The 12,623-nt window shown below is 38.4% G+C and carries 10 protein-coding genes and 3 pseudogenes; 2 read left to right on the top strand and 11 right to left on the bottom strand.

Translation table 11 applies throughout. The features are described 5' to 3' along the window. Positions 1-26: 26 nt before the first annotated feature. From ACFIKO_RS08230 to ACFIKO_RS08185, 10 genes and pseudogenes are all read right to left on the bottom strand, one after another. Positions 27-1,274, bottom strand: coding sequence for a phage tail sheath family protein (locus tag ACFIKO_RS08230; RefSeq protein ID WP_375673718.1), 1,248 nt, complete (start codon positions 1,272-1,274; stop codon positions 27-29). Between the two features lie 39 nt (positions 1,275-1,313). Continuing rightward, positions 1,314-1,523 carry a 2-hydroxymuconate tautomerase family protein gene (locus ACFIKO_RS08225; protein ID WP_375620335.1) on the bottom strand — a complete coding sequence of 70 codons (210 nt, stop codon included), beginning with the start codon at positions 1,521-1,523 and terminating at the stop codon, positions 1,314-1,316. A 14-nt stretch (positions 1,524-1,537) separates the two neighbouring features. Beyond that, positions 1,538-2,779 carry a hypothetical protein gene (locus ACFIKO_RS08220; protein ID WP_375673714.1) on the bottom strand — a complete coding sequence of 414 codons (1,242 nt, stop codon included), beginning with the start codon at positions 2,777-2,779 and terminating at the stop codon, positions 1,538-1,540. Positions 2,780-2,867: 88 nt separating this feature from the next. Further along, the gene (locus ACFIKO_RS08215) at positions 2,868-4,736 is read right to left on the bottom strand and encodes an FAD/NAD(P)-binding protein (protein ID WP_375620337.1); all 1,869 of its coding nucleotides are present in this window, start codon (positions 4,734-4,736) and stop codon (positions 2,868-2,870) included. Between the two features lie 95 nt (positions 4,737-4,831). Next, positions 4,832-6,010, bottom strand: coding sequence for a YbfB/YjiJ family MFS transporter (locus tag ACFIKO_RS08210; RefSeq protein ID WP_375673712.1), 1,179 nt, complete (start codon positions 6,008-6,010; stop codon positions 4,832-4,834). A 261-nt stretch (positions 6,011-6,271) separates the two neighbouring features. Continuing rightward, positions 6,272-6,526 (bottom strand): annotated as a pseudogene (locus tag ACFIKO_RS08205) (baseplate assembly protein); the annotation flags it as partial. Then, positions 6,522-6,593, bottom strand: a pseudogene (locus tag ACFIKO_RS08200) (baseplate assembly protein); the annotation flags it as partial. The pseudogenes ACFIKO_RS08200 and ACFIKO_RS08205, both read right to left, overlap by 5 nt. A 3-nt stretch (positions 6,594-6,596) precedes the next feature. Further along, on the bottom strand, positions 6,597-6,797 hold the full coding sequence (locus ACFIKO_RS08195; protein WP_375620339.1) for a hypothetical protein: 201 nt from the start codon (positions 6,795-6,797) through the stop codon (positions 6,597-6,599). Further along, on the bottom strand, positions 6,790-6,990 hold the full coding sequence (locus tag ACFIKO_RS08190) for a hypothetical protein (protein WP_375620340.1): 201 nt from the start codon (positions 6,988-6,990) through the stop codon (positions 6,790-6,792). Before ACFIKO_RS08190 ends, ACFIKO_RS08195 begins: the two co-directional genes overlap by 8 nt. 152 nt (positions 6,991-7,142) lie before the next feature. Then, the gene (locus ACFIKO_RS08185; RefSeq protein WP_375673711.1) at positions 7,143-7,733 is read right to left on the bottom strand and encodes a hypothetical protein; all 591 of its coding nucleotides are present in this window, start codon (positions 7,731-7,733) and stop codon (positions 7,143-7,145) included. A gap of 958 nt (positions 7,734-8,691) precedes the next feature. Here ACFIKO_RS08185 and ACFIKO_RS08180 point away from each other — a divergent pair. Further along, the gene (locus ACFIKO_RS08180) at positions 8,692-9,567 is read left to right on the top strand and encodes a ThiF family adenylyltransferase (RefSeq protein WP_375673716.1); all 876 of its coding nucleotides are present in this window, start codon (positions 8,692-8,694) and stop codon (positions 9,565-9,567) included. Further along, positions 9,564-10,783, top strand: a pseudogene (locus ACFIKO_RS08175) (MFS transporter). Before ACFIKO_RS08180 ends, ACFIKO_RS08175 begins: the two are co-directional and overlap by 4 nt. A 1,621-nt stretch (positions 10,784-12,404) precedes the next feature. On the opposite strand, the gene ACFIKO_RS08170 reads toward ACFIKO_RS08175, so the two are convergent. Further along, a partial coding sequence (locus tag ACFIKO_RS08170) for a tyrosine-type recombinase/integrase (protein ID WP_375673709.1) occupies positions 12,405-12,623 on the bottom strand: 219 nt, incomplete at its 5' end.

Here is a 12,623-nt window from a genome sequence, read left to right as displayed (position 1 = left end):
CCGCGGACAATGCGTAAAGTCATGCTTTAACTCCTTGCTGCTTTGCGATAAGTTTCAAGCGTATCGCCAAATTGATAAGTCATTTTCTTTTGGATATCTTGCGCCAAACGGTCAAAATAAGCGCTATTGCGCCGGCTGCCGAAACTTAAATCTTCTAAGGGTGGCACTTCTTCCGCATCAAACTCGACCCGCAATTTTCCCAATTGTAAAGTGCTGTTGGAATTTAAATCGCGGTCAAACCAAACACGGCCACCAAGCAATGCACCCCGCGCAATCAGATCATCCAGAAACTGCGTGAGGCTGCGGGTAATGGCAATAACATGTTGACCGGTCAGATTCTCGTCATTCGCCCAAGGGCGGAAACTGTTGATGATCGTTTTTTCCAAGGCTGCACGGGTGCGCACCACATTGACAAAGCGCCACAATGGGTCACTGGAGGTGGTATGGTTGCCCCATAAAATACGTCCATTGGCGGCAATTTTTCCATGCGCATTTTGGCTAAGCCGTGCTGGAATAAAGGTCGCAATATCGGCTTGGTTGAGGCGATTTGCCTCATGATCGATTTCGCCATCAAAATAGCTAATCGGGCGCGCGGTTCCTAAAATGCCTTTAACATCTTGGTTGGAGGGAGACCAAAAAACACCACCCCTTTGCTTATCCCGTTTGATAAACATGGCGGCAGCAAAGGGACTTGCTGGTTTAACACTCCAACCACCATCACTATTTGCCACCCGTACAAAGGGGTCAATCAAATAACAAAAGCGTGAGGAAAAATCTGCACGATAGGCAAGGCTTTCTTCCGCATTTTTACCACCCGTATCAAAAACCGCAATCGCTTGTAGCTTTTCTGCAACCTGTTCCAAGGCGTCTGCCACGGGGTTTTTGCCATTATCAATCCGCCCTGCACTATAAGCTGGTGCCAGTAAAATGCCAGGTTCCACCCCTAAATGACCACGCGCATGAGCCAAGGCATGCACACCGGTCAAATGAGCGTTTGATCCCACCATCTCAGTTTGTGTCTCAGCAATGGTTGATTTTTCTTCCACACGCACAAGAATAATTTGTGCCTCAATCCCCTGCGCACACACGGCGTTAATAACATCAAGAGCCGTGCCTCTTGCCCCAAGCTTTTGGATTTTCTCACCCTCATGCGTAAAGAGAAGAACAGGCTCGTTGAGGGGATAGGTCTGTGCATCAGCATCAGGGGCTGTAACAACCGCTCCAATGGCGGTCTGATCAAATTGTTGCTTAAGAACGTGATTTTTTACATTAATTAACCATATTGACCTTAAATTATTGTCAAATACACAGAGTTATTCTTTATTTTGAGCTTTCCTTAATTCTGTAACGGGAACACCATTAATACCCCAATTGTCTGTCTCCACTTCATCAATCACTACAACAGTCGTTTTCGGATTTTTATTCAGAATATTAACTAATAATTGAGTTGCCCCTTCTATTAGTTGCCGTTTCTGTTCAGAGGTAACCCCTTCATTAGTAATTTTAATGTTTATGTAAGGCATAAGATCTCCGTAATTTACAAATATTGAATAAAAAAGCTCAAATAAATGAACGCAAAAAGATTAAACATTAATACATAATAACTATGCATTTTAAAGCTCGTATCCATCGGTGAAATATGCAGGCTACTGGAAGCAAAAATAGCATTTATTGATACAGGAGAAAGGAGTTGAGCTGCAATAAAGAAGCAAATCCAAACCAAATAATCCGTAACCCCATAAATTATCGATGACCCTAGTAAGGGAAATGTCAAACTAAATAGCACCATAGGGTGAATTCCTGCTACACTGAAAATTGGCAATACGAAGAGAATACAGGCATAGCGCTGCCAAACAGAGAGTAATGCCAATGAGTGACTAAACGTCACCGGCAACAAAGGAATCAGCAAATCACACGTAGATATTAGCAGACTACAACCTAGCAACAACATAATTTCACTTGATATACTGCGTATCACTGCCACCAAAGGAGTCAAAAAATCAACACTGCGTGAACTCCCACGCTCAAGGACATATAGAATACTCGCCGTCAACGCAATGCTTTCTAGTGCATTCAACCTGATAACTGTCAACGCAACGATAAATATTAGCCAGAAAAATATCAAAAAAATCCAAATTCTTACTCTCTCTCCTTCTTTATTTTCTCTACCCTCATCGCAAATGATCGGGTTAGCTAGCGGTACAACAGGGGCAATGCACAACAACAACAGACTGAATAGAAAAAGTGGTATCCCCAAAGCAGCGGATGTGAATATTGGTGTTCTAGGCATAGCAGCGAAAACTGTTGCTGCACCGATGCTAGTCGGCATCAGTACCATTGTGATGCTCATCATTCGCATCACAATAGCGGCCAAATGGCGAGAGGGAAAAACACTTTGCTTCAAGGCATCAATCATTAGGGGGATAACCCCCAAACTCATCGGCCAAGCTAGAAACGCAGTCAGTATCGCTATAGACAGAGTAAGCGAACCCTTTCCATAGCGCATCAACCGTTCAGAGAGAAATTCTGAAATACGCCATATATTCATCACATGGCGCAACAATCCCATGGCGAGTAATAACCAAAAAACATCAGTAAAACGCACAAGCACAGTACTAACATCAGGCAAGTGCCAACGCCATATCAGCACTAAAGTACAAACCAAAAGGATAGCCACACCACTGCGTGCATTACCCTTCAACCACCAGTATGGTATCGTCAAAAGCAAATAACCGATAACAGTCACTCCACCCAATGGAATAAGAAACCAAGTTCTCATTGAGATCGATATAAGAAAAATAAATAGCATCAGCATCGCCATTATAGCGGATACGGAGGACATGCGTATCAGGAAGCTTTTTACATCATCAATGTACATTAATTGTTGAATCTTTGACTGAGTGGCGATTAAGAAGCTGCTCGTACATGTCAATGACACAGCGCCCTGCATCCCGCAGTGCACGCGAATTAACTAAAGGTCTAGGCAAAATATATGTATAAAAATTGGGACCCTCTACTGGATTTCCTACCACCCATAATGTATTTTGTGCTTGTCCTTTAGTATTTATAGGATGCTGCCGACAGTCAATATCAATACCTCCAGGATGATATCCTTGGTTGATAAATGGTCTAATGATGCCCTGACCAGCCAAATTCTGGATAAAAGGTGACTCATCACGCAACGGAGAAAAACTATCAATCTTGGCCGTGATCAGCACATCTCCATCAACTGAACTGTTTTCATCTTGGAAAACAGACTGAATTTCGAAACGGCTAGTATTAGCATTGAGAACAAGTTTAGGTGAAGGGCCACCAGCCAAAGTCACGATACCAGCCTCCATCAGAGCCTTCAACTCTTGGTTTCGCTGTATCGGTGGGCCGACAGAAATACGGTTAAAGTTTGGATTAAAATATTCAATAAAGTACTTGTGAGATGAAGACGTTAACCCGCAAAAATCAATTGCTGAACGTAAGATATCACGGACATCTCGTAGCACATCTGTAGCAGCTTTCACTGGGCCATCAACATTACCTGCGGCGGAAAAATGAAGATCGTCTCTCAAATGCTCCATGAAGAATCTTGTATAATCATTCAAAGAGGTAAATATTTTATTTCGATGAGGATACAGCAACGCTTGAATACACTGCTCGTCTTTGGAAGTAACAACATAGGATTCAGGGTCTAGCCAGTGCCCCAGCTGCGTACTTCGATAGACATAACACATTTCTTTAAGCAACAGAGGTAAAAGCTGCGTTTCGAAATCCAGCTTCGGAGAACCGTTAGCAATGCTGGACTGCTTACGCAGATGATGTATTGCATCGAGAGTAAGGAATGATGGTATGTATTGCCCACTACCACCCTTTTGATTAATCCCGCGACTACTAAAAGGCAATGTTTGACGGGAGAATAGAGCTATCGTAGGTTCTTTGCCGCTTGGCATGTAGTGTAATTGTCCAGCTTTTTCAGTAAAAGTCCCACCGCGACCGTAAGTCAATTGCGACAAGACATCATAGCTAGTTAATCCAATTCCCTGCACCAGCACACGAGACTGAGATTGTATAGAGTCCAGCTTTTCAATTGGATAAGGATTCGAATAATAGTTCAAAAGCGCGTTTTTCATTTGATGACCAGCCACAAACTGTTGCAGATTTTCATCATGCGATGAATATATATTCTTACCATGACCCGTGGTAATATAAACAAAATCTACACTGTAACGATAGCCATCTTCCAAAAGAACATCCGTTTTATTATCTTGGTGGATATGGAGATTGATAACTTTTTGTCGGATCTCCTTAATACGAATACCGGAAGGTAAATCTTTCGTGAGCTCTTGGTAAGCCCAAGATAGGTATTCCCCTAACAAACGACGTGATAAATAATCATTTTCTTTGATTTCTCTCCCAACATTATGCTCTGTACGAGAAAAAACACCATTAATATTACGATAACCTTGTTGAATAGCCCATTGATAGAAATTAGGCCCCTTACGAATAGGCCCTACACCCTTAACTGTATCATCACCAAATAAAGTAATCTGGCAAGCGACAGTATTAACCAATAAATGATCTGGCTGATGCACACTATGGGTACCGGTGCCCATCTCATTGGGATCAATCAATAAAATATCAATGTTCCCAGAAAATGAATAATGGGAATAAAGTGTGAGCAAGCGTTCGAGAATACTGATCCCACGAGGACCAACGCCCAAAATAGCGACTGTAGAGTGAAGCATTCTGTAATCTCCCCTATTAGAATAATTTGATTTTCACAAAATGTTTCAAAAAGAACGTAATAAATTCTCCTGACTTTTTAGTGAAGATTGCGGGTTTATGAAACGCCAACGACCTTTTTACAAAGACAATATTGACAGATTCCAGCAGCAGCAAAAAGCGCTACAGCACCACAGATAACGGAAAGCGCAATGGCATGTGAACCAAACTGTAAAAAACTCGTCAAGAGAGGTCCTAATATTTGGCCAAAACCGTAAGTTAAGGTAGCCAAGCCTAGCAGATTTATACCATACGGCGCATACAAACGCTTAGCTAACGGCATAACTAGAGAGGTCGTCCCCATAAAAGTGAATCCAAACCCTATGCAACTGAGAACTATTAATACAAGAGACTGGCTGAATAATGTCAGTAATACGCATCCTCCTTGGATAAGCAAATTGAGCATCAGACAACGTAATACCCCCCACCGATGGGCTCCCCATAACCAAATGAAACAACTAGGAACAATGGCTATTCCGACAAACGACCATAAGTGGTTAGCCAGTAGTGGGAAATTAAATGTTTTCGCCATCAGAGGAAGATATGTCGCGACAATAATATAACCAAACCCAGCGAGCCCATAAATCAGAGCGAGTTCCCACCAAACGATATTTTCGTGTGCCAATGACTCATTACCAGAAAATTGAGACGCATCAACACGACGTGGAAATAAAATAAACAACAAGAGCAACAATACAACAGATATAAAACCAGCTCCAAACCAAATATTTTTCGCGTTCAGCGATTTACTCAAACCAATAATAACATACTCATTACCCAGTAGAATACCAACTCCCACACCTGCATAAAGCGAAGCAATAACCCACAACTTGTGACTATGCTGCATAACCGTAATAGAACCAAAAATCATCATTGCTGCACTCGCGATACCGGCAGCAAAGCGGATAAAGAAGACCAAGTAAAAGTTTGTTGTTAATACCATGGCAAAAATAAGTGCACTCGTCACTATAGCTGCACCAAATAGCATGTAGGGAGCACGGGATATATTCCCAACTCTGCAAAACGAAAAAAACATACTCCCAACTAAATAACCGGCATAATTAGCGCTAGCTATATAAGAAAGTTGCTTAAAGGTAAACAATCCTTCATCCAACATAACTGGAAATACCGGCGTATAGAAAAATCGCCCAATCCCCATCCCCAAAACCATAATAATCATACCGAATACAGCGATTCTGAAATAACTCAAATCTTGACAATTATTTTTTCCCCCCATTTTTTTAATCCCTTAACTGATAATTCGCTCATCCGCATTCTATCTCATCGAGAGTAACACTTATCTCAGAGAATAAAAGCCAATCTAGCCATTTGTTTAAGCAATCAGGGCAACATATTTAGCGATTATTGTCAACATTACTGGATCAATTATATGCATTTCTTCGTTTTACACTCTGCTCCATAGATGCTCTTCTCCCTACAAAGCTTCTTTTTTCAGAAAAATAATGGCTGAAATTAAGCAGCAATAACAACGAGGACATCAAGAAGCACGCCCCTGCTTTGACAAAATAATTTCCCCTAAAGCTACAGCTTCATCAGGTGCGACCAAAAGATCCTCACAAGGGTGCGTTATGTTCACATGGTGAACGCCCTCAACCATCAAGCGGCTTACTATCCAACTTAAAGACAGATCACGCCCAAGCCTTTGCGCACGTGCCCATTCTGCTCTTAAATTCTGCTCCGCTCTTTCCAAAACAAAGGAGCCTTCATCCGGTAACAACCAAAGATCAACGGAGTGACTGTTGGCAATGATCCCAACCATATAAAAGAGAGCCATCCTTTTCGCTCATCCCGCACCGCATGCTTTAAGCCCCTTTGCTTGTCTTTGTGGTAGAAACCGTTGGAGCCGCAGCAACAACAGGGGCTGGTTTTTCAGCAATCTGACCAAGCAACAACGGATATTTAGCCGCTTCCTCACTTAAACAAATTTCCTCACCCTTGCCCGGTGAACGCTTGCCTGCAACAAAATCGGCATTGGTTAAAATAACATAAGTATTCTCACGCATGATAAACTCCTTTAAAGGGGGTAAGAGGTTGTGGAGAGACCCCATTTTGACTACGCCGTGTTTGTGGCTTGCGCCAACGGATTTTTGATACGGATTTTTGATTATGCTGCAAATCTTCTGCTCGAATGTGCACACTGCCCGTTAATTCAACACGGGTTGCTTGATGAGAAAGCACCAAACCTTTTTCACTCAAATGGATTTGGTTTTCCCCATGGGAGAGAATGAGCTCATTCTTTGTGATACGCAAAGTGCCATAAGAGCCATCACTTTTCTTTCCTTTTTTGTGCTGTAAGAGCTTTATCTCGTTGCTAAAGCATGTCTTCTAAATGAATAACTTTTCGTTTCCTATCGAAATATTTTCCTCAGACTTTGAAGCCTGTTATTTAAATTATCAACTTCGTGATCGATCCTTTTAATCTCTTGATTTAATTTATCAATATGTTCATGATGTTTAGAAATCACTTCTAAATAATGTAATGCTTGAGACTGATCCTTAAGCTTATTTGCTTCATTTAGTTCTCGAAAAGCCTCTGTTCTTTTCTCAACATGCTCAAATAAAGTAAAAACCTTCTCGAGCCGTTCAAAAATTGCAGCATTCCGCTTTTGCGTTATTTCATATTTATAAGTCAGTTGCTTGTTATTTGGCATATTTTTCAGCAATGCAAAATAGAGTGCCTGCTGTTCAAAAGCTATTCTCTTCAAGTCCTCTACGGACACCCCCAATATTTGCATTGTATCGTTCCATCCTCTCTCCGCATTGTCTTTTTCAAACTTTGCTGAATCCAACTTCTGAACCGCATCATCTCGTTCCTTAACAACTTGGGAACAAAATAATTTATCTATACCAGTATAGCCATGCGCGGTAGATAAAAGATATGTTAGCAAAAATACGATAAGCAATAAGCCTTCTCTCAACAGAACTTTTTTTGTAAACATTTTTTATTTTCTCGTATGCAATAAATTAAAATAAACAATTAAATTCGCATTGAACAATTAATAATGAAATTTATTAAATCTATTTAGAATAATCTATGATAAAAATAAAAAGGGATAAATTGTACACAAATTAAATACTTAACAAACAGAATAAAGCTATAAAAACTAATTTATTCAATAAAATAGTCATAGATTTTCTGTCTAGCTTTATATCTCTATAGAAGCAATTTAATCACTTTATAGGTAACTTTAAAATATTTTAATAGGATATTATAATTACTTCAAAAATAATATTTTGATTAATAAACATATTAACATTTATGAAATGATGCGTATACAAAACGGATAACCACAATCAATGTAGTTATCAACTACTTTATAATATAGATTTGTTTGTTTTATCAGCAGCAGTAAAAAAGTTTGTATTTTTACATAAATTCAAATTTATTCATTTTTTATATTATATTTTATGCTATTAATTTTTAAGTTAATAAAGATCATAGAGTTTTAAACTGGTAATATGGGTTCTTTTCTCAATGTACATTCATCAATATTTGATGTAAAAGTATCTGTTTTACATCATAAAAGTGTATTTACAATAATAATATTTTTATTTAGGATCCTCCTACCATGTAAGTGGTGAATAATGAAAACATCAATAAAGGGGAGGAAATCATGGATCATTCAGAATGTAATTAATAACTAAAGAAATTTACCTGAAATTATTTTTCAGGGAAAAGTTGGTTTGATCTATAAGTGGGGAGGAGAAATGAAATAACAATATATTTTAGGAAAATACACACGTGTTGTTGTTCGTGAAGAGGATGCTATTTTTGGTGCGGGTTCAAAGCAGTTTATTATCAATGATAAAAATTTTTGGGAGAACTTAGTGCTTATTGCAGCACAATGGATAAAAAGAAAGACAGTAGATGAAGTTTACAATTCACTATCATTAATCATGTTAAAAGAAAATTTTGACCGTGCGTTTGATTTTCTTGTTTCTAACCATTTTCTTGTCAAAGCTGAAACATCAGACAATATCCTCAATAATCGATATTCCAGAAGTCATCTCCATTATCAAAGCTATGGTATGCATCCAACCTCCGTTCAGCATACTCTTTTGCAAAAAAGTGTCGTCATTTTAGGGTGTGGTGGGATTGGTAATCATGTATCAGCAATGCTTGCATCCTCTGGCGTTGGAAAATTGACTCTTGTTGACAATGATGTGATCGAGATAACCAACCTTACCAGACAAATTCTTTTTACTGAAGAAGATATCGGTCTTCCGAAAACAACTGTTCTTAAACGTGAGCTGATGCGGAGAAACAGCCAAATTGAAGTTCATGAATTACAAATGTTGATTACTGAAAAAGAGGATATCAACAAATTACCCAAAGCTGATTTATGGATCATTTCTGCTGATTCACCTGTTCAGCTAGGCCTATGGATCAATGAATGGTGTGTGAAAAATAAACAAGCCTATATAAATTCCGGTTATGTTAATGATATAGCTGTCTTTGGTCCATTTTACATACCTGGTAAAACTGGTTGTTACGCATGTAGCTCGTCTATAGGCAATCTTCCGGCAAAAAGTGATCATCTTATTTATGAAGCTTGTGTTATGATTAATAATAACTTCAAAGTTGCTACATTTCCCCCTGTTAATGCACTTTCAGCTGCCATGTGTGCTAATGATGCTCTTAAATTTTTGGGTGGTTATGGAAGCCTTCTTTCCACTGATCGCCGTGTGGGGATATGGAGCAGCCAACTTTTCACAGAAGAGCGTTCTCTAAAGAAAAATCCTCACTGTAAGGTTTGTGGAACAACACAATGAACAGACCTCGCACCCTTGCTCTCAACTATGGATCCTATAATGCTGTCCGCATGCTGATCGGCGTTTACCATGCGATTTTTTTAATGTCCATGGGAGTGAGTCTGGCGCAATTAGCTCTGCTTCAGGTTGTCTTTTCCACCACCATCCTGCTGCTTGATTTTCCCTGCGCTGTTTTATCTGACAGATATCGACGTAAATATTCCGTTATGGCTGGGGTCTTTATGACAGGAGTATTTTATCTTCTATGCCTTCAAGCTCCCAATATGACGGCACTTATTATTGCGCAAATTCTCTATGCAGCGGGCATTTGCATCATTGTCAGCGCCATTGACGGATGGATTTACCATTCTCTAGGCGATAAACAGGATCACTTTTCGCATTATGCTCATCTCTACCACCAAGTTAACTCTTTCGGAAGTATTCTCAGTGGAATTATAGGAATTGGAACGATCTATTACTCTGGACAATATTTTTTGGGATATATCATCTCATGCCTCATGATGGGATTTATTTTTTTGATATTCCTTATTGTTCCGGAAGAAAAGAAAACGACAATTGAAACATCCAAAACAAAAACAATCTTGCACAATGCCACGGAAACGCTTTGGATCTTTCAAAATACAGTAGGAGGAGCATGGTTTATTTTCTCATGTGCCTTTTTAGCGCTGGTATTCAGATTATTTATCATTTCTGGCAACCGATAATACTTTCAGGAGGAAAAATTCATCACCTCAACGGTTCGCAAATGCTCGTCTTGATGTTCTGCCATATTGGAGCCTTTTCAGCACAATATTTTTCAAATTTACTGATGTCTAAGTATCATGTTCTTGATAAAAAATATAAGAATTCTATAAAATATTTTTCCTTCTTTTCTGCGCTGATGTGCATAGCGCTCTATTTTTCAGTTCATAGCCATCAAACGGCTGCATCAGTCATCGCCTTCTCTTTAATCCATGGATTTATTTGCACTGTACCGATAGGGGCAAAAAGCTTATTTTTCTCAGAACTTAACCAAAAACAAACGCACCATATTTCCGGTATTGTTGGTGCTGTCTCTTTTAGCGGAAGAATATTTTCAATTACAGTATTGAGTATTATTTCTTTTCTTCCTGCAAAAGTTTCTCCATCTTACTACCTAATATTACCGACCATTACTTTTTTGATGTGTGGTTTGGTTGTCATGAGATGGATGAAACACTCCCACAAGTCTCTATGAGAGAAAAACCATAACATTTCACCCACAATGTTTTCTTCTAAAAGAAATCTATACTTTTTTGAGAGCATTGCCACATCCAACTTTCAACGTACAATGCAATTATAAAGCAACACGTTGATTTATAATCATAATATACCAAGCTTGAATATCGTAAGATTATTTCTTTTCAAATCTGTTTTTTATGGTTGAAACCGTCAAAATCATTTGCTTGCACATCATGATTAGAGAAAGCCGTATAAATAAAAACAATTTAGAAAGGAAAAATGCCTTTTATGAACTCCCATAATCAAAATCTATAACAACATGGAAGCAGGAGTATAATATGCCTCTTTTCATCTTCATAAGTATACAAATGGTGTAGCTTTATAAGGCTTTATATGCCTCACCGAAACTTTTGCGTTTTATACCATTTACGAGGTGGCATTGCAAAATGGGCTTATACACATTGCAAAAATATCTCTTTAAAACAAGTGCACAAATTAGCAACACAAGTGTATTTGTGTTTAGAACATTCTTTTTATATGAGAGGCATAATCTCAATGGGATAAACAAAAGCGTGAAACACGTAATCTTCATTATTTAAAAGACACGACCATAGAGATTTATGAAAGTTATAAAACTGTGTTAATAAGATGATGATAAAAATGGGAGCTCATTTCCACCTTTTTCGCTTTTATATTTTTTCAAAATTAAAAGATCCTTCCGTTTTTAGAAATGACTCGCTAGCAAGTATATACAATATTTTCTCCTATTTGGCATATAAAAGCTGATATAACCGATAAAGCAGTAAACCATCTTAAATATTTTATCTCAAATATGCTGTTGTATAAGGAGTAGGTGTTGATTGACACGCCAAAGCCAAAGCAAAAGCTTAGCAAAAGAATGTCACAAAATAATAAATATGCCATCAAACGATTGGAAAGATATAGGGATGACAAAAACACTTTGTAGAACAAAATCCGTAACATATCTAGCTTTACGGCCGCTTATTCTTATAAACGTTCGTGGTGCTGCTCCCTATATCCATAAAAATAAATAAGCAACCTTAGCTAAAAAATATGCAGCGTCAATGTGATTTCTACAACAGAGATTTTGTTTTCCTTTATCAACAAAAGCATGAGAAATTTTGAAACCACCCCATCTTTTTCGGGATAATTTTTCCACAACTAATCATATTTCCTTTAATATAAATTGGCATAGCAATTTACATAAAACATATTGCACTTAAAACATCCCCCATTGGTTTTGCTTTAATTTACGCCATTAGAAAAAAATTTTTGTAACTTGTTTCATGAAGCATAAAATTAAAAATCAACTCAGGAATTAAGAAAATGAGCAACCACACGCACTGCTAACGCAGGTATTTACAATTTTGCAAATAAATTTAGATGGAAGGAAGATAAAATAGCACCACTCTATACCAAAACAGCCGATAGAAAACGTCTAGTAAGAAAAGCAAATAAGCACAAATCACTGAAAACAAAATTCCCACACACAATCGACTGCTTTTATAATAATAGATGGCGGAGAGGAAGAGAGCGTTATATTTATATAAAATCAATAAGTTATATAAAAGTTCGGGAGTTTTGATTCCGTTGATTCTTTTAACTTATTTTCATGTTTATCCCGAACCTTTTTGTAGCTTTTTGATAGCTTCTATTGCAAGTCGTTTTCTATCGGCTGTTTTGGTATAAAGGGATGCCATTTTATCTTCTGTCCAGCCAAAAAGCGCTTTCATTTGCGAAACTGTCGCACCAGCATTGGCTGCACGTGTTGCTGCTAATTTTCGCAATCCGTGCGCTGATTTTTTAATACCTGCTGCATTACATGCTTCACGAAA

The organism is Bartonella sp. TS82HLJMH (assembly GCF_042193495.1).
GTDB lineage: Bacteria > Pseudomonadota > Alphaproteobacteria > Rhizobiales > Rhizobiaceae > Bartonella > Bartonella grahamii.
Note: the sequence above shows the minus strand (reverse complement) of the source record. Positions and strands in the feature narration are given on the sequence as shown.

Excerpts from the sequence above, each read along its gene's own strand:
- ACFIKO_RS08225 (WP_375620335.1), bottom strand. The coding sequence starts at position 1,523 with ATGCCTTACATAAACATTAAAATTACTAATGAAGGGGTTACCTCTGAA.
- ACFIKO_RS08220 (WP_375673714.1), bottom strand. The coding sequence starts at position 2,779 with ATGAGAACTTGGTTTCTTATTCCATTGGGTGGAGTGACTGTTATCGGT.
- ACFIKO_RS08215 (WP_375620337.1), bottom strand. The coding sequence starts at position 4,736 with ATGCTTCACTCTACAGTCGCTATTTTGGGCGTTGGTCCTCGTGGGATC.
- ACFIKO_RS08210 (WP_375673712.1), bottom strand. The coding sequence starts at position 6,010 with ATGGGGGGAAAAAATAATTGTCAAGATTTGAGTTATTTCAGAATCGCT.
- ACFIKO_RS08195 (WP_375620339.1), bottom strand. The coding sequence starts at position 6,797 with ATGCGTGAGAATACTTATGTTATTTTAACCAATGCCGATTTTGTTGCA.
- ACFIKO_RS08185 (WP_375673711.1), bottom strand. The coding sequence starts at position 7,733 with ATGTTTACAAAAAAAGTTCTGTTGAGAGAAGGCTTATTGCTTATCGTA.
- ACFIKO_RS08180 (WP_375673716.1), top strand. The coding sequence starts at position 8,692 with ATGTTAAAAGAAAATTTTGACCGTGCGTTTGATTTTCTTGTTTCTAAC.